Raw genomic sequence first — 24,599 nt, 5'->3', positions numbered from 1 at the left:
GCGGCTTCCTCCCCATCGCAGGCGAGGGGAGGAGGCCCTCATTCGCTCAGGCCGCCGCCATGGCGGGCTGCTCGACCGCCGTCACCGTCAGCACATGCTTCTTGCCGTCGCGAGCGGTCCAGGCGATCGACTGGCCGGCGGCAAGGCCGATCAGCGCCGCGCCGATCGGCGTCAGTACCGAGATGCGGCCCTGCTCGATATCGGCCTCGCCGGGATAGACGAGCTGGACGCGGCGATGCTGGGCGCTGTCCGAATCGAAGGTGACGAAGGAACCCATGCGCACGACGTCGGCCGGGAGCTTGGCCGGCGGGACGACCTTGGCGCGGTCCATTTCGGCGAGCAATTCCTCGGCGACCTCCGGGATACGCTCGAGCGCGGTGGTCGCGAGGCCAGTCAGGCGCTCATGATCGATCTCGCCGACGATGATCTTCGGCTTGCGATGGGTCTTCTGGTTCAGCTGGGTCATGGGTCTGGTGTCCTGCGATGACGCGCGCGACGGCGGCGCCAGGGCGCGACCGGCAAGGTCTAAGAGGTTCTGTTTTGGGGGAGACGCCTTGGAAGATCGGGCTGCCATGACGGCGGACAGCATCGACGGCACCCCTGGACTCGGGGCGCGCTCGGGCCGAGTCCGGGGCTAGGATTCCGCGATCGGGGCGACCCGGAATACGAGGCGATGCTTCGTCGTCATACCCATAGAGTTGGGGGCGGCCGGCCTGCTGTCAAGGCCGGACAGCCCGCCACCGGCCGATGACGATGTGGCGGCAAGTTTGCCTGCGAGCATGCCATCGAGAAGGGCGATGGCCTGGTCGGATGGTTTGTGGGGAGAGGCTTGCGGGGCGGCTCAGCGCCGCGCTTGCGGATGGCGCACCGGAACCGGGATTGGCTTCAGCTGTGGCTGGGCCGGAGCGAGGAGGGCGCCGAGGCGGAGAATGAAGCGGGCGATCAGGTCCATGGCGTCCCTCAGCTCTGGGCGATGAAGATCGTGGGAATCAGCTCAGCGCCACCGACCTTCACTGCATCGTCTTCACCAATATGGTGCTTCGATGGCGACGCCGCCACTGCCTCGGTCGGAACCGTGAACAGGATCGTCGGCAGGATGGCATTCATCGGCGCTGGCATTCCGCGTGGCAGATACAGCTCAGGATCACCCTGAAAATACTTCGAATGCCTTACGCTACAGAGGGTTATCGATCCGTAGCCTTAACGATGTGCTGCGCCGGGCGATGAAACCCGCGGGTGGACGGCCCATCGAAGAGAGGGCTCGGAGCCTGCTGCGAGCAAAGCAGCGATTGAACCCGGTCGGCGGCTCGCATATGGCTAATGAATCGTTAACCGGGGCGTCATTCGAATATGGCCAGCCTGTTCCGGCTCGTGCCCGATGCACGCGCCGAACTCCTGCAGCTGAATTCCTGGGCGCGGCCGCATCAGGCCGGCTTTGCCGCTGCGCAGCGCGCGGCGCGCTTCGGCGCGGCCGGGCCGGAGGCTTCTGCCTTCATGGCGGCGCGGCGCGAGGCGATTTTGGCGCGGCTCGGCGAGGGCGCTGCGGCCTGGAATGGCTGGGCCGGTGAGATGACCCGCCTGCGCGGCCGAATCGGTGCCGATGGCGCGCTGCTGGCGCTCTGGCGCCTCTTCGCCGATGTCGAGCTGGTCGACGAAATCTTCGAGGGCGATTTCAATGTCGCCGGCATCATCTTTCCGGCGGCGGCGCGCTTCGCCGGTAGCGCCTTCTGCGGCGATGCCTGGTTCTCCGAGGCGCATTTCCATGGGCCGGCCAGCTTCCGCGATGCCAGCTTCCGCGCCGACGCCTTCTTCGACCGGGCGCATTTCGCCGGGGATGCCGATTTCGGCGCGGCGACCCTGCATGGTACGGCTGAGTTCCGCGACATGCGCTGCGAGGGCGTAGCGTGCTTCGTCGAGGCGGAATTCGTCGGCGATGCCTGGTTCCGGGGCTCGCGCTTCGATGGGGTGACGCAGTTCCGCGGCGTGCGCCATGCCGGCGAGGCGGGCTTCGGCGATTGCCGCTTCGCGGGCGCGGCCGATTTCGGCGAGGCTGAGTTCGCCGGCAATGCCGGCTTCGAGGAGGCGCGGTTCGGGCAGATGGCGAACTTCGCTGCGGCCCGTTTCGACCGCGGCGCCTGGTTCAGCAACGCCGCCTTCGACGGTCGCTCGAATTTCGAGCGGGCCCGCTTCCGCGGCCGCCGGCATTTCGAGGGGATCTCGCTGGCGGCGCAGGTCTCCCCGGTCGCGCAGCAGATCGCGGCGCTGGAGCAGTTCCGGTTCGGCCGACGCTGAGCGAACGCCCGCAGCATCTCTCCCAGCCCTTCTGGCCCACAGCTTGCTAGCCGTCCTGCCGACCGCCGCGATCGGCGGCTGCGATTGGCGAGGACGAGATGAAGCGCGAAGAGCTCACCGAGAAGATTCTCGACATCAAGCGCGAGAAGGGCTGGAGCTGGAAACATATCACCGAGGAGATCGGCGGCATGTCGGAGGTGCTGGTGATCGGCGCCCTGCTCGGCCAGATGAAGCTGGTGAAGCCGCTCGCCGAGAAGGCCGCGGCGCTGTTCGGTTTGTCGGAGACCGAGAAGCGCATGCTGAACGAGGTGCCCTATCGCGGCACCGGCACGCCGATGCCGCCGACCGACCCGCTGATCTATCGCTTCTACGAGATGGTGATGGTCAACGGACCCGCCTGGAAGGCGCTGATCGAGGAGGAGTTCGGCGACGGCATCATGTCGGCGATCGACTTCAACATCGCCTTCGAGCGCGAGCCGAATCCCAAAGGCGACCGAGTCAGGATCGCCATGTCCGGCAAGTTCCTGCCGTATAAATATTACGGCAACGAGCAGGGCATCCCGGACTATGGCTTCAAGGAGGAGTGACGTCGCTCAAGCCAGCTTGTCTCAGGGGACTTGGCCCGGCTCCAGCGTGCCGTCCTTCTGCATGGTCCGTTGCAAAGCAGGGCGTTCGATCATCCGGCCCATATAGGCCTCGAACACCGGCAGGCGCGGCAGCACGCCGACGATGTTCATGCCGAAATGGATGCCGGCGCCGAGCTGGGTGTCGGCGGCTGTGAAGCGCTCGCCGGCGGCATAGGGGTGCTCGCCGAGCTTCTTCGCGAGATTGGCGACGGTGTCGGCATGCGAGCCGAAGGAGAAGCCGCGCGCCTCGTACTGATATTTGTGGACGGAGGTCGCGATGATCGGGTCGAGCACGGCGTCGGTATAGACCAGCGAGGTCAGGAAGGTCGGGCGGTCGGCATCGCCGATCGCCGGCGCCAGCCCGGCTTCCGGGAACTGCTCGGTGAGATAGAGGCAAATCGCGGCGCGCTCGGTGACGGTGGTGCCGTCATGCACGATCGCCGGCACCTTCTTGTGCGGCTGGATGGCGCGATAGCTTTCCGGCGGACCGCCCTGCGCGCGGATGTCGACGATCTTCATCTCATAGGGCTGGCCGAGCTCCTCGAGCAGCCAGAGGATCGAGAAGGAGCGCGACTGCGGCGCGTGATAGAAGGTCAGCATGGCGATGTCCCTTTGACGTTTTCCTGAGCGGTCGGCGAGGCTGATAGCGGCGATGGATGTCAGGAGTTGTCAGGATGCGCGTGACCTCGTCGGAACGAAACGCGGGCCGGCGCGAGTTGCTCCCTGCGACCGTCCTGCGCCGTGGCTACCGCTTCCGCGCGACGATGAAGGGGCGAGAATCCTTGCCCCGGCTCGCATGATGTTCCGTACCCAGGACATCGAAGCCGGTGGCGGCGATGAGCTCACTCAATTCACGCGCTCGGAAGACGCCGACATGGGGCGCTTTCCCGATCGCGCGCATCAGCGGCAGGGCGAGCCGGATCAGCGGGTTCATGTCACCAAGGCAGGGCGTCTTGGAGATGAACAGGCCGCCTGGCTCGAGCAAGGTGTGGATGTCGCGCAGCGTGCCGGCGAGGTCGCGGACCAGGTGGAGATAGTTGAAGGCGAGGGCGGCCTCGAACCGGATCGCCTCGGCGGCGAGCGTCTCCGCCGTCGCTGTGTGGAAGGCGAGCGCAGGGACCGGGCTCGCGGCGTGCTTTTCCTCGGCGATCGCGATCATCCCCGCGGAGATGTCCGTCGCGAGATAGCTGCCCGCGTTGCCCGCAAGCCGCAGCGCCGTGGTTCCGGTGCCGCAGCCCAGTTCCAGCACCTTGTCCGTGGGCTTCAGCAGGAGGCGGGTCCGCTCCAGGGTGCGCTCGTATCCGGCCTGGTCGGAGATCGGGCTCCTGGCATAGCGCCGCGATGACCTGTCCCAGAAGCTGGCATCGCTCGCCGCGCTCATGTCGCATCCTCAATTTGCTGGTGGCTTGGCGCGGGCCCCGGCGCCTGCGTCGGGAGATGACCTCATCGATGACGTGCGTTCAAGCTGCAGGCCCGCGGCCGATTCAATTGTTATATTGTTACAAATACTGGCCGGCGCATAGTAATCATAGTGTCATCTCGCCCGCCTAACGGACCGGCGACCGGGCTTTCACTGGGGCGGAGAGGTATCATGCAGAAGCGAACTTGGCTGATGGCGGCGGCGATGCTCGCCAGCGTGGCGCCGGCGACGGCGCAGACCATCTATCCGCTCAACCGCGCCGAGATCCTCGAGGGCTCGCGCTTCGATTTCAAGGTCGAGTTCCCGAACGCCCCGGCCTCGGCCGACGTCAAGGTCACGATCAACGGCAAGCCGGTGAACGAGGCCTTCGGCCGCGAGGCCCAGTTCGTCCAGAACGAGGAAGGCCAGAAGCATTCGGCGCTGTGGCTGCGCGGCGCGCAGCTGCCGGCCGGCCAGTACGTCATCGAGGCGACGCAGGGCAGCGAGAAGGCGACCGTCAACTGGACCATCTATGCGACGCCCGAACGCAAGGCCAAGAACGTCATCCTCTTCGTCGGTGACGGCATGTCGGTCGCGCATCGCACCGCTGCCCGCATCCTGTCGAAGGGCTGGGAGCAAGGCCTCTATGGCGGCGAGCTCGCCATCGACGACATGCCGAACATGGCGCTGATCTCGACCTCGGGCACCGACTCGATCGTCACCGACAGCGCCAACTCCGCCAGCGCCTACACCACCGGCCACAAGTCCTGCGTCAACGCGCTCGGCATCTACTGCGCCAAGAACGCGCTGACGCTCGACCATCCCAAGGTCGAGACCATCTCCGAGGTGATCAAGCGCAAGCGCTCGGGCATGGCGATCGGCGTCGTCACCAATTCCGAGATCGAGGATGCCACTCCGGCCTCGATGGTCGCCCATACCCGCCGCCGTTCGGACTTCAACGACATCGTCAAGATGTTCTTCGACGTGCAGCCCGACGTGATCATGGGCGGCGGCTCGCCGAACTTCCTGCCGAAGTCGACCCCGGGCACCAAGCGCACCGACGATCTCGACTTCATCGCCAAGTTCAAGGAGGCGGGCTACGCCCTCGCCACCACCAAGACCGAGATGAACGCCGCGGTCGCCGGCGGTTCCAAGAAGCTGCTCGGCCTCTACAACACCTCGAACATCGACGGCGCCTTCGACCTGCGCCTCGCCAAGAAGGGCTCGATCTTGAAATTCCCCGATCAGCCGGACGTGGTCGAGCAGACCAAGGCCGCGATCGAGATGCTGAAGGGCGCCCAGGACGGCTTCTTCCTGATGGTGGAATCGGCCCGTATCGACAAGTACAGCCACTCGCTCGACTGGGAGCGCGCGGTGTTCGACACGATCATGCTCGACAACGCCGTTAAGGCCGCCAAGGACTTCGCCGGCGATCGCAACGACACGCTGATCATCGTCGTGCCCGACCACGCCCATCCGATCTCGATCATCGGCACCTATGACGACGATCGCCCGGGGCAGTTGCTGCGCGACAAGCTCGGCACCTACAACGAGTCGCTGCCGCCGAACTACGGCCCGCGCGATGCCGACGGCTACCCGACCAAGGTCGACACCTCGCGCCGTCTCGCCGTCGCCTTCGGTAGCTATCCCGACACCTGCGACACCGGCCGGCCCTATCTCGACGGCGAGCGCGTCCCGGCCGTGAAGGGCCCGGACGGCAAGACCAACGTCGCCAACGAGAAGGACTGCACCGGTCCGCTCGCCACCCGCAAGCAGGGCAACCTGCCCTTCGATGCCAACTCCGGCGTCCATGCGGCCGACGACGTGCTGCTCACCGCCATGGGCCCGGGCGCCGAGCGCTTCCGCGGCCACAAGCCGAACGTCTTCGTCTTCCGCGTCATGGCGGAAGCGCTGGCCCTCGGCGGCAAGTGAGCTAGAGTTGGGGCAGGAACGCATGATCTCGCATCGGCCGCACCTGCTCCCGACGCTTTCCCGCCGCGGGCTCCTCACGGGGCTCGCGGCGCTACCCATCTCGCTGCCTGCGTTTGCCGCCGATGCGGATATGCTGACCTTCGACGGGCTCTACAAATCCTTTGGCGTGCTCGGCTTCCAGTTCTCCGACCGGGCGACCTCGCTGCGCGGCAAGCCGGTCAGGATGGTCGGCTACATGGCGCCGCCGCTGAAGCCGGAAAGCCATTTCTTCGTGCTGACGCGTGAGCCGCTGGCGATCTGCCCGTTCTGCCAGTCGGACGCCGATTGGCCGGTCGACATCGTCGTCGTGTTCATGCGCGCGGCGACGCCGATGGTCAGCGCCGGCCAGAAGGTCGCGGTCAGCGGCCGGCTCGAGATCGGCTCCTCGACCGATGCCGAGACCGGCTTCGTCAGCCAGATCAGGCTGGTCGATGCCGGCTTCCACAGTGTCTGAGCGCCAGCTTGAACACTCACAGCCCTCATCCTGAGGAGCCGCGTAGCGGCGTCTCGAAGGATGCTCCAGATGGTTCGGGAGCCTCCTGGAGCATCCTTCGAGACGCCACGCCTGACGGCATGGCTCCTCAGGATGAGGGCTGTGGGAATTTGCGATCGAAGACGGAGGAGGTCGTAACCAGAGCCAAGCCCCTGCGATTCTCCGACATCCAGGTCGACCATCGCGATGGCGACGGACGGCCTTTCCGGGTGCTCGATATCCCCGAATTCGTGGTGCCGCCCGGTGCGCTGATCGGTCTGCGCGGTCCGTCCGGCTCCGGCAAGACCTCGCTGCTGCACCTCGCCGCCGGGTTCTTCCAGCCTGATGCCGGGAGCATCGGCTGGGGCGATGTCGTGGTATCCGCGCTGCCGGGGGCGGCGCGTGATCGCTGGCGGCGTGAGACGGTCGGCTTTGTCTTCCAGGATTTCCACCTCGTGCCTGAGCTCGATGTGCTCGCCAACATCACCTTGCCGGCGAGCTTTTCGGGCTGGCGGCAGACGGGCGAGCAGGTCTCGCGCGCGACTGCGCTCGCCGGGCGCATGGGCCTCACCGATCTGCGCCGGGGCGCCGCCGTGCTCTCGCGCGGCGAGCAGCAGCGCGTCGCGATCGCGCGGGCTTTGTTCAACGCACCGGCGCTGATCCTCGCCGACGAGCCGACGGCAAGCCTCGATCCGGCGCATGCGGCGGAGGTCGGATCCCTGCTGGTCGAGGTCGCCAACGAGAGCGGCGCAACGCTGCTCTGTGCCTCGCATGATCCGGCGTTACTGACACGGATGCAGCAGGTCGCCTCGATCGGTGACGGCCTGTTCCAGCTGAAGGCGGCAGCGTGAACCCGCTGCCGATGGTCATCGCCGATTTGCGGGCGCTGCGCTGGACGGCGGCGGCGATCGTGACGCTGGTCGCGCTGGCGGTGGCGATCGGTGTCGCGATCGGTGCGCAGGAACGGGCGCTGCGCCAGGCCTCGGCCCGGGCAGCCGATGATTTCGATCTGCTGATCGGCGCGCCCGGCAGCCAGACGCAGCTCGTGATGTCGGCGATCTATCTGCAGCCCGAAGCGCTGCCGCTGATCGACGGGCGCCTGCTCAACGAACTCGCCCGCGATCCACGCGTCGCTGCGGTGGCGCCGCTGGCCTTCGGCGACATCGCCCGTGGCCATCCGGTGATCGGCACCACGCTCGCCTTCGCCGGCCGCTGGGGGCGTCTGCAGCCAAGCGAAGGCCGGCTGTTCGCGCGCGAGGGCGAGGCCGTGCTTGGCGCCGACGTCACCTACAGGCTCGGCGACCAGATCGAGCCGTCGCATGCGATTGCCGGGCATTGGCCGAAGCGCGGCGTCGCGGATGCCGAAGAGGCGAGCCATCGCCATGAGGGCCATGCCTATGTCGCGGTCGGCCGCCTGCCGCGGCTGGGCTCGCCTTTCGACCGGGCGATCCTCGTGCCGGTCGAGAGCGTCTGGGAGGTGCACGGGCTCGGCAATGGTCATGCCGGCGAGGATGCCGCGCTCGGCCCGCCCTTCGACGGCCAGCGCATTCCCGGCGTGCCGGCATTGGTGGTGAAGCCGAGGGCGGTCGCCGATGCCTATGCGCTGCGGGCGCGCTACCGGCAGGGCGGCACCATGGCCTTCTTCCCGGCCGAGGTGCTGGTCGGGCTCTATCGCACGCTCGGCGATGTCGGCCAGGTCCTCAGCGTCGCCTCGATGCTCAATGCCGTGCTGATCCTGGCGGCGATCTTCCTGCTGCTTGTCGCGGTCACGGGGTTGAGGCGTCGGCGCTATGCCGTGCTGCGCGCGCTCGGAGCGCCGCCGAGTTACGTGCTGCTGGTGGTCTGGCTCGGCATGGCCGGACTGGTCGCCGCCGGTTGCCTCGCCGGCCTCGGCCTTGGTGCTGCCGCGACACTCGCGGTCTCCGGCCTGTTCGAAGCGCAGACGGGCTTGAGGCTCTCTTTTGCGCTGGGGTCGGCGGAGCTCGCCCATGTCGGGCTGATCCTGCTGCTCGGCTCGCTGGCTGCGCTCATTCCTGCAGCGCTGTCCTATCGCCGCTCGATCACCGCCGGTTTGCGGGGTTGACCCTGCTTTGCCTCTTCCGGTTAAATCGCGGCGGGGGGCGTTGCAGGGATGATCATGCTGCGCGCCATTGTTCTTATCGTCACCAGTCTCGCTTTCTGCGCACCCGCTTTCGCCTACTCGAACGCGCTCAGTCGCGGGGTCGCGGATTTCCTCAACATCTTCAGCGAACAGCCGGTGCCGCGCCAGACCGTGCCCTGGAGCGGCAAGCAGGCGCCCGGCACCGTCGTGGTCTCGACCAGCCAGAGGCGGCTCTACTATATCCTCGGGCGGGGGCAGGCGATCCGTTATGGCGTCGGCGTCGGCCGGCAGGGCTTCAGCTGGTCCGGCACCAAGATCGTCTCGCGCAAGCGCGAATGGCCGGATTGGCGCCCGCCCGCGGCGATGCTGAAGCGCCGGCCGGACCTGCCGCGCCATATGGAAGGCGGGATGGAGAATCCGCTCGGGGCGCGGGCGATCTATCTGGGCTCGAGCCTCTACCGAATCCATGGCTCGAACGAGCCCGACACGATCGGCGCTGCGGTCTCGTCCGGCTGCATCAGGATGACCAATCGCGACGTGACGGATCTCTATGATCGCGTCAGGACGGGGACCAAGGTCATCGTTCAACGCTAGCGTCAGCCATCGCTATGGCCGTGCCGGATGCGCCGGACCATCAGCCAGACGCCGAGGATCGCGACAGGCACGAACAGCGCGGTCGCGATGCCGACATCGACCGGCAGGAAGCCGGCATCCTTGGCGCCTTTGGCGAGATAGCCGAACAGGCTGACGACATAGTAGCCGATCGCCGCGACCGAGAGCCCCTCGACAGTTTGTTGCAGCCGCAATTGCAGCCGGGTGCGGTCGTTCATCGCCGAGAGCAGGTCGCGGTTCTGCTGTTCGAGTGCGACATCGACGCGGGTGCGCAGCAGGTTGGCGGCGCGGGCGAGCCGGCGCGACAGGTCGAGCTGGCGCTGCTGCAGCATCTGGCAGGTGCGCATCGCCGGGGCCATGCGCCGCGACAGGAAGGCGGCGATGGTCGGCCAGCCGCCATAGGGTGCCTCGTCGATCGCTTCAAGCCGCTGGCCGACGATGCTGTCATAGGCGCGGCTGGCGCCGAAACGGTAATTCGAGGACGCGGCTTCCGATTCCATCGTCGCGGCGATCGCGGTCATCTCGTCGAGCAGGGCATTGTCGGCGGCGAGCCCGTCGGTTTGCATCATCGTTCCGGCGATGCGGACCAGCACCTCCTCGGTGCGGCGCACGGAGGGGGCGAGGCGGTGGGCTTCCGGCAGGCCGAGCAAGGCGAGCACGCGATAGGTCTCGACTTCGAGCAGCCGCTGCGCCAGTGCGCCGGCCTTGGCCGGGGTCAATGCCCGGTCGAGCACGAGGATACGCACGAAGCCGTCGGCGCCGGCGCGGAAATCGGTCGCGGCGATCGCAGCTTCGCCATCGACCAGCGATGCGGCGAGGCTGGCCGCATCGAACACCGTGTCGAGCTCCGGTGCCGCCCGTTCCGGCAGCAGATGCAGGTCGATCGACGCCAGATGCGGCCCCGGTTGCGGCAGGGCGTGCATGCCGTGGGGCAGGATGGTCGTCGCCGGCAGGAAGGGCGCCGAGCCGGGGGAGGACAACTCCCAGGTATAGGTGGTGAACTCGCTGTGCTGCTCCCAGCGCAGGCTGGTCTCGCCGAGCCTGGTGCGATGGTGCTTGGCCCCCTCTGCCGGGCCGGCCACGCCACGCTCGGCGCAGAAGCGGGCAAGTGCCTCGCGGTCGGTGGCGGCCTGTGCCTGGTCGGTCATGAAGGCGAAGTGCAGGAGCCGCTGCGGGGTCGTGAGCGGCGCGAAGGGGCGGGCGTGGATCTCGCCGAGGATAGTGCCGCGCGACGGATGTGCGGCCAGCGGCGGCGCGCCGTTTTCGGTGGTCCCGTCCATGCTGTCCTGCCCCTTTGCGTGCGCCTTTCGGCTTCTTCCGCTCAGGGAGCTTGCCGGAAAGCGGGATGAGCTGCGAGTCCGGCAAGGTGTCGCAAGGCCAGTGGGTTGGTGACATGATCGGGTGTCGCCTTTGCCTAGGCTCGCCCCATGCCGCTGCCCAATCGCATCCGCCCCGATGGCTCGCTCTTCGCCGATCCGGCGCGCGGCCTGCTGTTCGGCAATCGCGGCGGCAAGTTCCATGATCCGGCGACGAAGGCATTGCCGACACGGCTGTTCGCGACGAAGCAGTGGATTTGCTGCGTGCTCTCCTTCAAGGGGCGCCAGCGCGATGTCTGGGGCCGCTACTACACCGAGCTGTTTTTCTGCGACGAGGTGACGGCGCTCGCCGCGGGGCACCGCCCCTGCGTCGAATGTCGGCGCGCCGATGCGCATTCCTACCGCGCGGCGCTGGTCGCAGGGCTCGGGCTTGCCGACCTGCCGCTCTTTCCCGCGATCGACGAGCGGCTCGATCGTGAGCGGCGCGACGGCAAGCGCAAGCGCCTGCACCGGCTGCCGGCGGAAAGCCTGCCGGATGGCGCGATGATCGCTACGCCCGAGGGCGAGTTCCTGGCCTTGCGAGGGGACAAGGCCCTGCTCTGGTCGCCCTCTGCTTACGTCGCGCGCCGGCCGCGCCCGTCCGGTCCGGTCGCCGTCGTCACGCCGCCGACATCTCTGGCCGCGCTTGTGAACGGCTATCAACTTCTCTGGCATCCAAGCGCCGTCGAACTGGCCTGAATCGCGGCTACCCCGCCTTGTCATCGCCGCGGGCTGTGGCACACCTCGCGTCTGGCGGATCACGGTGCGCGCAGGGGCGCGGGACCCGGCCGATCCCGGGGGAGAACACTCATGTTGCGGAAGATCGTCTGTGCGCTGGCCTTCGTGATCGCCGGTTTCAGCGGCTCGCCGGCCTTTGCCGGGGCACTGCAGATCACCGATGCCGATCCGATCGCGGTCGTGACCGTGCCGGACGCCTGGACCACCGCGAAGATCAAGCGCGGCGTCGAGATCAGGACACCGGACGAGGAGATCTATCTCTGGTTCGAGCTGATCGCGCCTGCCGAGCTCGACACGCTGCAGAAGGAGCACAACGTCTATTTCGAGAAGGAAGGCGTGACGATCACCGGCGCCTCCGAAACGGTGAAGCAGGAGGTCAAGGGCAAGGCCTGGTCGTTCACCGAGCTCAAGGCCAAGAGCAAGGACGGCGAGTCGCTGATCCGCTACATCGCGATCAATCCGAACGTGGCGAGCGGCAAGATCATCATGATGACCTATTGGGCCTCGCTCGACGGCCACAAGACGCATGATGCGGCGATGTCGGCGATCATCGACAGCATCGCCTACAAATGAGATCGACGGCGGGCGGTGGAACCGCCAGCCTGTCCGCGACGTTGTCCCGTCATCTTCATCCGATGGCAATCAAGGGGTTAGCGTCGATGCGTTCGATCATTCTGTGGCTGGTGGGCATTCCGATCCCGATCATCATCCTGCTCTGGTTCTTTATGCGCTGACAGGATCTGGTAGAAGGACTTGCTATGGCCGGGCTTGCCCGGCCATTCTTGTTCCGCGGGATGTCGTGCCGGCAGGGCGAAACGGCACCATCCCGCCTTCACCCATCTGCCGCGCTGCGAGTATAGCCTTCGCCCATGCAACCGATCATCCAGATATCCGGCCTGTCGAAGACCTATGCTTCGGGCTTCCAGGCGCTGAAAACCGTCGATCTCGACATCAGGCGCGGCGAGATCTTCGCCCTGCTCGGGCCGAACGGCGCCGGCAAGACGACGCTGATCAGCATCGTCTGCGGCATCGTCCGGCCGAGCACCGGCACGGTCCTCGCCGACGGCCACGACATCATCCGCGACTATCGCGCCGCGCGCAGCCGGATCGGCCTCGTGCCGCAGGAACTCACCACCGACGCCTTCGAGACGGTCTGGGCGACGGTCTCGTTCAGCCGCGGCCTGTTCGGCAAGCCGAAGAACCCGGCCATCGTCGAGCAGGTGCTGCGCGACCTCTCGCTCTGGGACAAGCGCGACAGCAAGATCATGACGCTGTCGGGCGGCATGAAGCGGCGCGTGCTGATCGCCAAGGCGCTGGCGCACGAGCCGCAGATCCTCTTCCTGGACGAGCCGACCGCGGGCGTCGATGTCGAGCTGCGCCAGGACATGTGGAAGCTGGTCCGCCGCCTGCGCGACGACGGCGTCACCATCATCCTGACCACGCATTACATCGAGGAGGCCGAGGAGATGGCCGACCGGGTCGGCGTGATCAGCAAGGGCGAGATCATCCTGGTCGAGGACAAGGCCGAGCTGATGCGCAAGCTCGGCCAGAAGCAGCTCACCTTGCATCTCCAGACCCGACTCGACGCGGTTCCCGAGGTGCTGTCCGGCTACGGCCTGACGCTGCAGGCCGAGGGCGAGGAACTCGTCTACACCTACGACACCAAGGCTGAGCGCACCGGCATCACCGCGCTGATGAAGGACCTGGCCGAGGCCGGCATCCGCTTCAGCGATCTGCGCACCAGCCAGTCCTCGCTCGAGGACATCTTCGTCGGCCTTTTGAGGGCGAACGCATGAGCGTCAATCTCCACGCGATCAAGGCGATCTACCGCTTCGAGATGGCCCGCACCTGGCGCACGCCCTTGCAGAGCGTGCTCTCGCCGGTGATTTCGACCTCGCTCTACTTCGTCGTCTTCGGCGCGGCGATCGGCTCGCATATGCAGGCGATCGACGGCGTGCCCTATGGCGCCTTCATCGTGCCGGGCCTGATCATGCTCTCGCTCCTGACGCAGAGCATCGCCAACGCCTCCTTCGCGATCTATTTCCCGAAATTCGTCGGCACCATCTTCGAACTGCTCTCTGCGCCGATCGCCTGGTGGGAGGCTGTCTTCGCCTATGTCGCGGCGGCGGCGACGAAGTCGGTATTGCTCGGCCTGCTCATCCTCGCCACGGCCTTCCTCTTCGTGCCGCTGAAGATCGCCCATCCCGTCTGGATGCTGCTCTTCCTGATCCTGACGGCTACGACCTTCAGCCTGTTCGGCTTCATCATCGGCGTCTGGGCGGATGGCTTCGAGAAGCTGCAGGCGATCCCGCTGCTGGTGATCACGCCGCTGACCTTCCTCGGCGGCTCGTTCTACTCGATCGACATGCTGCCGCCGTTCTGGCGGGCGGTGACGCTGGTCAATCCGGTCGTCTACCTGATCAGCGGCTTCCGCTGGAGCTTCAACGGCACGGCCGATGTCGGGATCGCGGTCAGCCTCGCCATGACGCTGGTCTTCCTCGGCGCCTGCATCGCGGTGACCGCCTGGATCTTCAAGACCGGCTACCGGCTGAAGAACTGAGGATCGAGCGGCCGCTTCAGGCTGCCTTGATCTGGCTGAAGAAGGTCGCGACGGCGCCGCGCAGCGCCTCGGCTTCGCGTGCCAGGTTCTCGGCAGTGCGCAGCGTGTCCGAGGCGGCGCTGGTCGCCTCGCCAGAGGCGGCGGCAAGGCTCACCAGCGCAAAGGCCGCGGTCGCGGCGCCATCGGCGGTCGCCTGGGCGTTGCGGGCGATTTCCGAGGTCGTGCTCTTCTGCTGCTCGGTCGCGGCGGCGATGGCGCCGGTGTGCTGCGAGACGTCCGTGATCGTCGCGGCGATCGCGCCGATCGCTGCGACGGCATCCCTGGCCTCGCCGCGGAAGGCCTCGATCTGGCTGGTGATGCCGTTCGTCGCCTCGGCGGTCCGGCTCGCCAGGGTCTTGACCTCGGCGGCGACGACGGCAAAGCCGCGCCCGGTCTCACCGGCGCGGGCAGCCTCGATCGTCGCGTTGAGCGCGAGCAGATTGGTCTGCTCGGCGATGTCGCGGATCAGGTCGATGACGCTGACGATGCGCTCGGAGGCCTGAGCGAGACCATCGACGCGCCGACTTACCCCCTGGGCGTCCCGCGCGGCGCTGCTGACCATGGTGCTCGCACGCGTCACGCGGTCGGCAATCTCGGCGATCGAGTTGGACAGTTCCTCGGCCGCGACGGCGACGTGCTGGACCCTGTCGGAGGCGTCCTGCGAGGCGTTCTGTGCCCCGTCGATCTGAACGGTACGGGCGCTGGCGATCTCGCTCACCGCCCGCGCTGCGCCCTCCAGCGTGTGCGCGCCGGTCTCGACTGTCTCCAGCGCGTCGGCGAGGCGCGCGTCGAAGGCGGCGACGACCTCGGCGATCCGCTGCTGGCGCGCCGTGCGCCCGGCGTCCTCTTGAGCGGCTGCAGCCTCGAGAGCTTCTCGAGCCTGAGCATTTTCGCGGAAGACCTCGACCGAGCGAGCCATGGCGCCGATCTCGTCCTGACGGTGCACGAGCGGGATATTCGGGACGAGTTCGGCTGCCGCCAAGCTATGCATCGTCGTCGCAAGCCTGCGCAGCGGATGCGAAACACGGCGATGCACGACGAGGAGCGCGAGGCCGAGGCCGACCACGATCGAAAGAACGCCGACGCCGATCTGCAGGTTGACGCTGTCGCGCTGCATCGCTTCGAGCCTGGCGTCGAGCGCGGTGCTACGACCGTCATAGCTACCTGCGATCCGCTTCAACGTCTCGTTGAGCGCTTTGCGATTGTCGCGATTGGCGTCGTCGTTTCCGGCTACGCGCGCCGCCATCGTGGCGCCCTGGCGCCCGAGCCGAACGATCTCACGCCGGAACTGGATGAATTCCCGGACACGCGCTTCGAGGAGTTCGAAGTCGGCCCGTTCCTGCGTCTCGATCAGCGGCTGCCATTCGGCCATCAGCAGTTCGATCTCGGCGAGGTTTTGCAGGAGCGGTGGGGCGAAACGCTCCGCTCCTATGGCGCCCTCGCTCATGTAAATGCCGCGCGATTCCATGACGACGGCGTTCACCAGCCCATTGATCCGCTCGGCGATGGCGGAGCGATGCGTGACCGACTGCATCTCGTTGGTCATCGTGGCATAGCGGCTGAGGCTGTGCACGCCGAGGCCGATGGCGAGGGCAGCGGCGACGACGAGAAGCGCTATCGCGGCAAGGATCTGGCTCGAGATGGTGCGCAGCGTGGCCATCTGTGTCGCGAAACAGCAGGCCGCGGCTTTGTCTCGGTGCGCAGCGGGGGACCCATCGCCCATAAGGGCATGGTTTGGTTAAATTTGCGTTGGGAGCGCCTGCGCTGCGCCGGCAGACCAAGGCGTCGCGATGACGCCTCGCCCGATTGACAGGAGGGGCGGCATCCTGTCTTGACCACGCCATGACCGATCTTTCGACCATCGACAGCGCGGCGGCTGCCGCGGCGCCCCATGTGCGCCGGCGGACCTTCGCCATCATCTCGCACCCGGACGCGGGCAAGACCACGCTGACCGAGAAGCTGCTCTATTTCGGCGGCGCCATCCAGCTCGCAGGCGAGGTGAGGGCCAAGGCCGGCCGGCGCCAGACCTCCTCCGACTGGATGAAGATCGAGCGCCAGCGCGGCATCTCGGTCGTCACCTCGGTGATGACCTTCGAATATGACGGGCACGTCTTCAATCTGCTCGACACGCCCGGCCACGAGGACTTCTCGGAGGACACCTATCGAACCCTCACGGCGGTCGACAGTGCCGTGATGGTGATCGACGCCGCCAAGGGCATCGAGGCGCGCACCAAGAAGCTGTTCGAGGTCTGCCGTCTCAGAGACATCCCGATCGTCACCTTCATCAACAAGGTCGACCGCGAGACGCGCGATCCCTTCGACCTGCTCAACGAGATCGAGACGACGCTGGCGCTCGACGTCGCGCCGATGACCTGGCCGGTCGGGCGCGGGCGCGAGTTCGTCGGCACGCTCGACCTCGCCAGCAATACGCTGCGCCGCAACCAGAAGGGCGACGAGAGCGATGCCGGCCAGAAGGTCGACGGCGAGGACGACAAGCTCTTCGACGAGCTCCTGCCCCATAGCGCTGCCGACACCTTCCGCGAGGAGGTCTTCCTGGCGCGCGAGGGCTGCAAGCCCTTCGACCTCGAGGCCTTCCGCGAGGGGCACCTGACGCCGGTCTATTTCGGCGCGGCGCTGCGCGACTACGGCGTGCGCGACCTGATCGACGCGCTCGGCAAGCTCGCACCGAGCCCGCGCGCGCAATCGGCCGACAAGCGGCTGATCGAGGCGGGCGAGCCGAAGATGACCGGCTTCGTCTTCAAGATCCAGGCGAACATGGACCCGAACCATCGCGACCGCATCGCCTTCATGCGGGTGTGCTCGGGCAAGCTCTCGCGTGGCATGAAGGCGAAGCTGGTGCGCACCGGCAAGCCGTTGCCGCTGAACGCGCCGCAATTCTTCTTCGCGCGCGACCGCTCGATCGCCGAGGAGGCCTTCGCCGGCGACATCGTCGGCCTGCCGAACCACGGCACGCTGCGTATCGGCGACACGCTGACCGAGGGCGAGGAGATCGTCTTCCGTGGCGTGCCGAGCTTCGCCCCGGAAATCCTGCGCCGCGTCAAGCTCAAGGACGCGATGAAGGCGAAGAAGCTGCGCGAGGCGCTGCAGCAGATGGCCGAGGAGGGCGTGGTCCAGCTCTTCCTGCCGCATGACGGCGCGCCCGCCATCGTCGGCGTCGTCGGCGCGCTGCAGCTCGACGTGCTCAAGGAGCGCATGGAGGCGGAGTATTCGCTTCCCGTGGATTTCGAGCCCTGCCAGTTCGCGATCGCGCGCTGGGTTTCCAGCGAGGACAAGGTCGCGCTGCAGAAATTCACGGCGGCCAAGCCGTCCTCGATGGCGGATGATCTCGACGGCGACCCGGTCTTCATGGCCTCGTCGCAGTTCACCCTGAAATACGACGCCGAGCGCGCACCGGAGATCAGCTTCTCCGATGTGAAGGACTACCAGAAGGTGTCGGGGGGCTGAGGCTGAGGCGGCAGCGCTGTGCTGCCGCTATCTGTCGCGGTCGATGGTAAAGCGTGGCGCCATTCGGCGGAGACCGGTCAGGCCATGCGACGAGACGGTGAGATTCCGAGGCGCTCATGGTGCCAACGTGGGCTCAGGCTCCTGGCTGGCATGGCGGCTTTGCTCGCCGTCGCCGCAATACCGCTCGTTATCATCCTCTATCCGACACTGAAGCCTTATCCGAAGGCGGATGTCCCCGCGGCTGCCTCGCAACGCGACAGGAATCTCCAGGACCTCACCCATCTGCGCCGCCTGCCGGAGGTCGAGCGCAGCTTCACGGCGCAGAGCCGTGCGGCGTTCGATCAGGCCATCGCCGCGATCGAGCCGCGCGCCGGCGAACTCGACCGGGCGGGCCTGGCGATGGCCGCGGCGAAGGCCGTGGCTCTGGCCGATAACGGCCATACCAATGTGCTGGGTCTCGTCGGCGGCCACGGCTTCAATGCCGTGCCGATCCGGCTCGGCTGGTTTGCCGACGGGCTGTTCGTGATCGCGACAGATGAAGAGCGACGGCATCTGCTCGGCGGACAGGTGCTCGGCGTGAACGGGCGCGCGACTGCCGCACTGGTCGAGGCGCTGCGCCCCTATGTCGGTGGTCCCGTCAATCTCGCCCGGGAGTTCGTGCCGAATTTTCTGATTTCGCCGGAACTGCTCCATGCGGCCGGCCTGGCCGCGACGGCCAATGGCAGCACCTTCGAGATTCGCCTAGCCGGTGGAGGCACTGGCTCGGTGGTCATCGCGGCCAACACGGCTACGCGGGCACCGCACAATCGCTTTTTATGGCCGAAGGGCAATTTGAGTCCTCCTGGCCAAGCAAGCGGATGGCGACATGTGCTGGATGGCGTCGCGTTGCCGACCTATCTCACGCGCCTCGACGCGAACTACTGGCACAATTTTCCGGTAGATGATCTGCTCTATGTCCAGGTCAACCGGGTTGGTGATCAGGCACCGGTCGGTCTATCCGCCTATCTGTCCGGAATGCTCGACGAAGCGGCGAAGAAGTCCATTCGCAAGGCTATTGTCGACCTGCGTTTCAACTCCGGCGGCGACTACACCCTGGCCGCGGATTTCACGCGCCGGCTGCCGGAGATTCTCCCTGCGTCCGGCAGGCTCTTCATCCTGACCAGTGCGAACACGTTCTCGGCCGCGATCAGCACCGCGGCGAGGCTGAAGCATTTCGCCGGAGAGCGCGCCATCGTCATCGGGGAGGCGATGGGCGATCGCTCGCAGTTCTGGGGGGAGGGCGGGCTCACGCAACTGCCGAACGCGAAGATCACGGTGCGCTACACCACCGCCTTCCACGATTGGGAGCATGGCTGCAGCCTGTCGCAGATCACGACCTGCTTCCTGCTGAACTACATCTACGGCGTGCCGGCCGGTGATCTCCAGCCGACCGTGACCATTGCGCCTGGTTTCGCCGACTATGCCGCCGGCAAGGACCCCGTGATGGTCGAGGTCATGCGGCAGCTCGCAACGCAGCGGTAACGCTGAGGCGTCCTGTTCGCCTCAGCCCTGCCAGCGGTTCAGCGCATCGCCGATCGTCTGGTTGCCGGCGCCGCCCTTCTCGAAGGTGATGATGCCGCGCCGGCCGGAGTTGAAGCGGACCGGCAGGTCGATCCAGTTGCGGTTGCGCAGCAAATCGAGATTGCGCTCGGACTCGACCGGAACGTTCGAGAGGGCCGCCACGAACAGGTTCTCGCCAAGCGCCGAGGAGATCGCCGAGAGCGGCGCGCCGCGCTCACCCTCTTCGAGCTTGAACTGCGGCACGCCGACTTCGCGGATCGCGTCGTTCGCTGCTTCGCCCGAGGTGGTGAAGCGCATGCCGATGATGTGCGAGGCCGGGAAGGCGCTATCGGTGTTGCGCCGGATGGTGAAGTCGAGCGAGAGCCCGGCATCGGCCATCTCGATGGTGGCGCGCACGATCGTCTCGACCGGTCGGCCAGGGCCGGCGGTGTCGCTGTCGAGCCGCCAGAGTACGCGGCCCTGCACGGTGCGGGGCTGCTGCGGGGTCTCGGGGACCTCGATATAGAGGATGGCGCGCTGGGCGACGGCGATGTCGCTGCCGGGCTGGGTGCCGGCCTGCTGGTTCGGGCGCTGGCCGGAAGGTTGGCTCGGCGTCGGGGCGGTTTCGCTGCCGGCGCGCTCGCTGATCTTGCCGGCCTGGTCCTGCGGAGCTGGCGTAGCCTGGGTTTCGACGCGCGGGCGGACCTGCTGGTCCTGCGGAGCGACCTTGTTGACGTAATAGGCCGCGCCGGCGATCACCGCGACGGCGAGCGCAACACCGCCGCCGACGATGGCCGTGCGGACATGGCCAGGGTTGACGCTGCGCTTGCGCGGCGGCGCGACGCGTGGGCGGATCGGCTGGGCTTCGTCGCGAGCGGCCGCCTGCTCCTCGAAGCGCGGCGGTTCCTGCGATACCGCAGGGCGTGGTTTCGGTTCCGGCCGCGCGGGCGGTGTCGCGGAAGCAGCCGGCGGTTCGTCCAGCAGGAGCGGTGGCAGGCTCGGCTCGATCGCGTCGGCGAGTGCGATCTCGGCCTCGATGCGCGACACCGCCTCATCGAGCGAGAGTCGCTCGCGGGTGATGTCGGCTTCGGAAAGCGGCGGGTCGAGGCTGCGCAATTGCGCGAGCAACGCCGTGCGCGCGCGATCGTAGACGGCGCGACGTGCTTCCGGAGACTTGTCGGTCAGTCCGGCGATCGCACGCGCCAGAATGGGGTGGAAATCGGCCATTGGCCTCACATGTCCGGGTTGGCTTGGCCCGTCAACCCTCGAACGGGTTCTGGACCAGGATCGTATCGTCGCGCTCAGGGCTGGTCGACAGCACCGAGACGGAGGCGCCGATCAGTTCCTCGATACGGCGTACATATTTGATTGCCTGCGCCGGCAGCTCGGCCCAGGAGCGAGCGCCGGCGGTCGAGCCCTCCCAGCCCTCGATCACCTCGTAGATCGGCTCGACCCTTGCCTGGTCGCGCTGGCCGGCCGGCAGGTGCTCGAGGATCTCGCCGTCGAGCTTGTAGCCGGTGCAGACCTTGATCTCCTTGAAGCCGTCGAGGATGTCGAGCTTGGTCAGCGCGATGCCGTCGATGCCGGAGGTCTTGACCGTCTGGCGCACCAGGCAGGCGTCGAACCAGCCGCAGCGGCGCTTGCGGCCGGTGACGACGCCGAACTCCTTGCCCTTCTGGCCGATCAATTCGCCGATCTCGTCGAAGAGCTCGGTCGGGAACGGGCCTTCGCCGACGCGGGTGGTGTAGGCCTTGGCGATGCCCAGCACATAGCCGACGGCGGAAGGGCCGAGACCCGAGCCGGTCGCGGCCTGGCCGGCGACGATGTTGGAGGACGTCACGAACGGGTAGGTGCCGTGGTCGACGTCGAGCAGGGCGCCCTGTGCGCCCTCGAACAGGATGCGCTTGCCGGCGCGGCGCTGGGCGTCGAGCAAAGCCCAGACCGTGTCGGCGTAAGGCAGCACCTGCGGCGCGATCTCGGTCAGCTGCTTCAGCAGCTCGACGCCGTCGACTTCGGCGATGCCGAGGCCACGGCGCAGCGCGTTGTGGTGGGCGAGCAGGCGCTCGATCTTGGCCTTCAGGACCGTCTCGTCCTTGAGGTCGATGACCCGGATGGCGCGGCGGCCGACCTTGTCCTCATAGGCCGGGCCGATGCCGCGCTTGGTGGTGCCGATCTTCAGCGCCGAGTTCGAGGTCTCACGGAAATGGTCGAGCTCGCGGTGCAGCGGCAAAATCAGCGTGGCGTTGTCGGCGACGCGCAGGTTCTCAGAGGAAATGGCGACGCCCTGCGTGCGCAGCCGGGCGATTTCCTCGACGAGGTGCCAAGGGTCGACGACGACGCCGTTGCCGATCACCGAGAGCTTGCCGGGGCGCACGATGCCCGAGGGCAGCAGCGAGAGCTTGTAGACGGTGCCGTCGATGACGAGGGTATGGCCGGCATTATGGCCGCCCTGGAAGCGAACCACCACATCGGCCTGGCTCGACAGCCAGTCGACGATCTTGCCCTTGCCCTCGTCGCCCCACTGAGCGCCGACCACGACCACGTTCGCCATGGAGGAAATTCCCTCTTTGCTGTTGGCGCAAGCGCCCGCACGAACAAAAACCCCGGCGCAAGGCCGGGGTTTCGGGTGAGGTCCTTGCAAGCTCTCTTCGTCCAAGAGAATGGCAAGGTCAAGGCTGACGCGCGCAAAGCCGGGGAAAGAATTTTTGAAAGGCGCTGTCGATTCCGCCGCTCCTGCTTCGACGACAGGGCAGAAGGGGCAGCGCAGCGCTGCTCGGCGGATCGCAGGAGAAGCAGCATGCGCAAGCTCGTCGTCACCCAGTACATCTCGCTCGACGGCGTCATCGAGGACCCGGTCGGCATGGAGAATTCCGGCCTCGGCGACTGGACCGGACCGTTCACGCGCGGGCCGGAAGGCGAGCGGTTGAAGCAGGCCGAGCTCGACGCCGCCGGTTCGCTGCTGCTCGGCCGCAAGACCTACGAGGCCTTCGCCGCGGTCTGGCCGCATGTGACAAACAGTCCGTTCGCCGAGCAGATCAACGCCTTGCCGAAGCATGTCGCCTCGGCGACGCTGACGCGCGCCGAGTGGCAGGGCACCGCGATCCTCGCGGGCGATGCGCTCGCCGCCATCGCAGCTCTGAAGCAAAAGCCCGGCGGCGACATCCTGGTCTATGGCAGCCTGAAGCTCGTCCATGGCCTGCAGCGCGCCGGGCTCGTCGATGCCTACAACCTGATGGTCTATCCGGTCGCGCTCGGCGCAGGCGGGCGGCTCTTCGCCGACGGCGTGCGCAGCAACCTCACGCTCGCCGCGGCGACGACGCTTGGCGAGGGCATCCAGTGGCTGCGCTACGAGGCCAGGCCCTGACGGGCAGGGCAGCCTTGCGGCGATCGCGGTTGCGGAGGTCGCGGGGGAGGATTAACCCGGCGCCTTCTGGATCAGGGATCGACGCCGATGCTGCCCATCGCCATTTCGACGCTCACCGTCTGCGGGATCGAGGAGCTGCCGGCGCAGAGCACGCGCAAGGTCAGCCATGTGCTGTCACTGCTCGATCCCGACCTCCCGGAACTGCAATCCTTCGTGGCCTATGAGGCGCATGAGCGCACGACGTTGCGTTTCCACGACATCATCACGCCGCAGGACGGCCGCGTGCATCCGACCGAGGCTCACGTCGCCGAGATCCTCGATTTCGGCGCGAAGCTGCGCGAGTCGGCGATTCAGCGGCAGGAGGGACACCTGCTGGTGCATTGCCATATGGGCATTTCGCGCTCGACCGCGGCGATGCTGTCGCTGATGACGCAGGTGAATCCCGAGGAAGGCGAGGACGCCCTGTTCGCTCGCCTGCGCACGATCCGGCCGCAGGCCTGGCCGAATTCGGTGATGGTCGGTTTCGCCGATGCGCAGCTGAAGCGCGGCGGAAAGCTCACCGACGCACTTCGTCGGCACTATGCCCATCAGCTCGAGGCGCAGCCGCGCTATCGCCAGTGGATGGCCGATCTCGGCCGCGGCGCCGAAGTCGCGATGGCGGGCTGAACGCTTTTCCCCAGTCTCCGCGTAGCCTGTCCTGCCCTTCGTCAGTCTCTGGGAGCATGGCGGTTTTGCCGTGTTCGCAGAATGAGTTGGCGGCGATCGGCCTTATGAGAAGGAGGGGGCGGCGACGGGCAATGGCATGAGCCATGCCTGCAAAAGAACGCCGCAGGCTGGGGAATGACAATCATGACGAAGCTCGACGACTGGCTCGGCGAACATCACGCCGAGTTCACGGCGATCCGCCGCGACATCCACGCGAATCCCGAGCTCGGTCTGGAAGAATATCGCACCGCAAGGCTCGTCGCCGACAGGCTGCGTGAATGGGGTGTCGAGGTCACCGAGACTGTCGGCAAGACCGGCGTCGTCGGCGTTATCCGCGGCACCCAGCCGGGACAGCGCGCCATCGGCCTGCGCGCCGACATGGACTGCCTTGCGCTGGAGGAGCTGACCGGGCTGCCGCATGCCTCGAAAGTCCCCGGCCGGATGCATGCCTGCGGCCATGACGGCCACACCACCATGCTGCTCGCGGCGGCGCGCTACCTCGCCGAGAACCGGGATTTCGGCGGCACGGTCAACCTGATCTTCCAGCCGGCCGAAGAAGGCCGCGGCGGCGCCAACGCCATGCTCGCCGACGGGCTGTTCGAGCGCTTCCCCTGCGATGCGATCTACGGTCTGCACAATACACCCGGTCAGCCTGCGTCGAGCTTCGGCACGGCGGTCGGGCCGTTCCTCGCCGCGGCAGATTCCTGGCGGGTGACCTTCCGCGGCGTCGGTGGCCATGGCGGCTCGCAGCCGCATCGCTCGACCGACATTACCTATGCGCAGGCGCATTTCGTGCTCGGGCTGCAGGGCATCATCGGCCGCAATGTCGCGCCGCTCGACACCGCCGTGATCAGCGTCGGCTTCATCCATGGCGGCGACGAGAACGCCTCGAACGTCATCCCGTCCGAACTCGTCATCGGCGGCACGGCGCGGACCTATTCTCAGGCGGTGCGCGATCTGGTGGAGCGCCGTATTTCCGAGCTGGCGTCGGCGACCGCCCAGGCTTGGGGCTGTGAGGCGCAAGCCCACTACCATCGCGGCACCAGCCCGCTGGTGAACGCGGCCGAGCAGGTCCAGGTCGCGGTCGCAGCGGCTTCGGCGGCTGTCGGGGCCGAGCATGTCAACGGCCAGATGCTGCGCGGCACGGGCGGCGAGGATTTCGCCGAGATGATGCTGGTCTGCCCCGGCGCGTTCATGCGCATCGGCAACGGCGTCGCAGCCGACGGCTCCTTCGCCGGCCTGCACACCCCGCTTTATGACTTCAACGACGAGATCATCCCGGCCGGCGTGCGCTACTGGGTCGGCCTGGTCGAGCAGGAGCTCGGCCAGGGCTGGCAGGCGATCGCGGCGGAGTAGCTCGC

Annotated in this window: 25 protein-coding genes; 17 read left to right on the top strand and 8 right to left on the bottom strand. The window is 67.1% G+C overall.

Going from position 1 to position 24,599, the window contains the following annotated elements; genetic code table 11:
• Positions 1-46: 46 nt before the first annotated feature.
• Complete coding sequence (rnk, locus tag GV161_RS02465) at positions 47-457, bottom strand: nucleoside diphosphate kinase regulator (protein ID WP_152012458.1); 411 nt, start codon at positions 455-457, stop codon at positions 47-49.
• 503 nt (positions 458-960) lie between these two features.
• Positions 961-1,107 carry a hypothetical protein gene (locus tag GV161_RS02460; RefSeq protein WP_159650109.1) on the bottom strand — a complete coding sequence of 49 codons (147 nt, stop codon included), beginning with the start codon at positions 1,105-1,107 and terminating at the stop codon, positions 961-963.
• Positions 1,108-1,350: 243 nt separating this feature from the next.
• Between GV161_RS02460 and GV161_RS02455 the strand changes: the two genes are divergently transcribed.
• A complete protein-coding gene (locus GV161_RS02455) occupies positions 1,351-2,292 on the top strand; it encodes a pentapeptide repeat-containing protein (protein WP_152012012.1) in 942 nt (313 codons plus the stop codon).
• Between the two features lie 98 nt (positions 2,293-2,390).
• A complete protein-coding gene (gene cynS, locus GV161_RS02450; protein ID WP_152012013.1) occupies positions 2,391-2,879 on the top strand; it encodes a cyanase in 489 nt (162 codons plus the stop codon).
• 21 nt (positions 2,880-2,900) lie between these two features.
• On the opposite strand, the gene GV161_RS02445 is transcribed toward cynS, so the two are convergent.
• Both GV161_RS02445 and GV161_RS02440 read right to left on the bottom strand, forming a co-directional pair.
• Positions 2,901-3,518, bottom strand: a complete 618-nt coding sequence (locus GV161_RS02445; RefSeq protein WP_152012014.1) for a glutathione S-transferase — start codon at positions 3,516-3,518, stop codon at positions 2,901-2,903.
• A 145-nt stretch (positions 3,519-3,663) separates the two neighbouring features.
• A complete protein-coding gene (locus tag GV161_RS02440) occupies positions 3,664-4,299 on the bottom strand; it encodes a class I SAM-dependent methyltransferase (protein ID WP_152012015.1) in 636 nt (211 codons plus the stop codon).
• 210 nt (positions 4,300-4,509) lie between these two features.
• Between GV161_RS02440 and GV161_RS02435 the strand changes: the two genes are divergently transcribed.
• The 5 genes from GV161_RS02435 to GV161_RS02415 all read left to right on the top strand — a co-directional run bounded on the left by GV161_RS02435 (position 4,510) and on the right by GV161_RS02415 (position 9,455).
• Positions 4,510-6,249, top strand: a complete 1,740-nt coding sequence (locus tag GV161_RS02435) for an alkaline phosphatase (RefSeq protein ID WP_152012016.1) — start codon at positions 4,510-4,512, stop codon at positions 6,247-6,249.
• Between the two features lie 130 nt (positions 6,250-6,379).
• Positions 6,380-6,742, top strand: coding sequence for a hypothetical protein (locus GV161_RS02430; RefSeq protein WP_348521668.1), 363 nt, complete (start codon positions 6,380-6,382; stop codon positions 6,740-6,742).
• Positions 6,743-6,891: 149 nt separating this feature from the next.
• Entirely contained in the window at positions 6,892-7,611 is a 720-nt protein-coding gene (locus GV161_RS02425; RefSeq protein WP_201302977.1) for an ATP-binding cassette domain-containing protein, read from the top strand.
• Entirely contained in the window at positions 7,608-8,843 is a 1,236-nt protein-coding gene (locus GV161_RS02420; protein WP_201302976.1) for an FtsX-like permease family protein, read from the top strand. The genes GV161_RS02425 and GV161_RS02420 overlap by 4 nt, the downstream gene beginning before the upstream one ends.
• A gap of 54 nt (positions 8,844-8,897) precedes the next feature.
• Positions 8,898-9,455 (top strand): L,D-transpeptidase, encoded by a 558-nt coding sequence (locus tag GV161_RS02415; protein WP_152012018.1) that lies wholly within the window; start codon positions 8,898-8,900, stop codon positions 9,453-9,455.
• A gap of 2 nt (positions 9,456-9,457) precedes the next feature.
• Here GV161_RS02415 and GV161_RS02410 read toward each other — a convergent pair whose 3' ends face one another.
• Entirely contained in the window at positions 9,458-10,753 is a 1,296-nt protein-coding gene (locus tag GV161_RS02410) for a DUF3422 domain-containing protein (protein WP_152012019.1), read from the bottom strand.
• A gap of 147 nt (positions 10,754-10,900) precedes the next feature.
• On the opposite strand from GV161_RS02410, the gene GV161_RS02405 reads away from it, so the two are divergent.
• The 5 genes from GV161_RS02405 (at position 10,901) to GV161_RS02385 (ending at position 14,126) form a co-directional block, all read left to right on the top strand.
• Entirely contained in the window at positions 10,901-11,527 is a 627-nt protein-coding gene (locus GV161_RS02405; RefSeq protein WP_152012020.1) for a hypothetical protein, read from the top strand.
• A 111-nt stretch (positions 11,528-11,638) separates the two neighbouring features.
• Complete coding sequence (locus tag GV161_RS02400; RefSeq protein ID WP_152012021.1) at positions 11,639-12,139, top strand: hypothetical protein; 501 nt, start codon at positions 11,639-11,641, stop codon at positions 12,137-12,139.
• A complete protein-coding gene (locus GV161_RS02395; protein ID WP_159650108.1) occupies positions 12,136-12,300 on the top strand; it encodes a hypothetical protein in 165 nt (54 codons plus the stop codon). Before GV161_RS02400 ends, GV161_RS02395 begins: the two co-directional genes overlap by 4 nt.
• Before the next feature lie 135 nt (positions 12,301-12,435).
• Entirely contained in the window at positions 12,436-13,362 is a 927-nt protein-coding gene (locus GV161_RS02390; protein ID WP_152012022.1) for an ABC transporter ATP-binding protein, read from the top strand.
• Positions 13,359-14,126: an ABC transporter permease gene (locus GV161_RS02385; protein ID WP_152012023.1), complete on the top strand. Its 768-nt coding sequence runs from the start codon at positions 13,359-13,361 to the stop codon at positions 14,124-14,126. Before GV161_RS02390 ends, GV161_RS02385 begins: the two co-directional genes overlap by 4 nt.
• Before the next feature lie 16 nt (positions 14,127-14,142).
• On the opposite strand, the gene GV161_RS02380 is transcribed toward GV161_RS02385, so the two are convergent.
• Positions 14,143-15,825, bottom strand: coding sequence for a HAMP domain-containing methyl-accepting chemotaxis protein (locus GV161_RS02380; protein ID WP_159650107.1), 1,683 nt, complete (start codon positions 15,823-15,825; stop codon positions 14,143-14,145).
• Positions 15,826-16,007: 182 nt separating this feature from the next.
• Here GV161_RS02380 and GV161_RS02375 point away from each other — a divergent pair, with 182 nt between their 5' ends.
• Both GV161_RS02375 and GV161_RS02370 read left to right on the top strand, forming a co-directional pair.
• On the top strand, positions 16,008-17,630 hold the full coding sequence (locus tag GV161_RS02375; RefSeq protein ID WP_152012025.1) for a peptide chain release factor 3: 1,623 nt from the start codon (positions 16,008-16,010) through the stop codon (positions 17,628-17,630).
• 150 nt (positions 17,631-17,780) lie between these two features.
• Positions 17,781-19,151: a hypothetical protein gene (locus GV161_RS02370; RefSeq protein ID WP_159741820.1), complete on the top strand. Its 1,371-nt coding sequence runs from the start codon at positions 17,781-17,783 to the stop codon at positions 19,149-19,151.
• Positions 19,152-19,172: 21 nt separating this feature from the next.
• On the opposite strand, the gene GV161_RS02365 is transcribed toward GV161_RS02370, so the two are convergent.
• Together GV161_RS02365 and GV161_RS02360 are read right to left on the bottom strand one after the other, a co-directional pair.
• Positions 19,173-20,396: a histidine kinase gene (locus GV161_RS02365; protein ID WP_152012028.1), complete on the bottom strand. Its 1,224-nt coding sequence runs from the start codon at positions 20,394-20,396 to the stop codon at positions 19,173-19,175.
• Positions 20,397-20,427: 31 nt separating this feature from the next.
• Positions 20,428-21,720, bottom strand: coding sequence for an adenylosuccinate synthase (locus GV161_RS02360; RefSeq protein ID WP_152012029.1), 1,293 nt, complete (start codon positions 21,718-21,720; stop codon positions 20,428-20,430).
• 246 nt (positions 21,721-21,966) lie between these two features.
• Between GV161_RS02360 and GV161_RS02355 the strand changes: the two genes are divergently transcribed.
• From GV161_RS02355 to GV161_RS02345, 3 genes are all read left to right on the top strand, one after another.
• Complete coding sequence (locus GV161_RS02355; protein WP_152012030.1) at positions 21,967-22,533, top strand: dihydrofolate reductase family protein; 567 nt, start codon at positions 21,967-21,969, stop codon at positions 22,531-22,533.
• 87 nt (positions 22,534-22,620) lie between these two features.
• On the top strand, positions 22,621-23,199 hold the full coding sequence (locus GV161_RS02350; protein WP_152012031.1) for a dual specificity protein phosphatase family protein: 579 nt from the start codon (positions 22,621-22,623) through the stop codon (positions 23,197-23,199).
• A gap of 174 nt (positions 23,200-23,373) precedes the next feature.
• Positions 23,374-24,594, top strand: a complete 1,221-nt coding sequence (locus GV161_RS02345) for a M20 aminoacylase family protein (RefSeq protein ID WP_201302975.1) — start codon at positions 23,374-23,376, stop codon at positions 24,592-24,594.
• The last annotated feature ends 5 nt before the right edge of the window (positions 24,595-24,599 follow it).

It is taken from the genome of Bosea sp. 29B, assembly GCF_902506165.1.
GTDB lineage: Bacteria > Pseudomonadota > Alphaproteobacteria > Rhizobiales > Beijerinckiaceae > Allobosea.
Note: the sequence above shows the minus strand (reverse complement) of the source record. Positions and strands in the feature narration are given on the sequence as shown.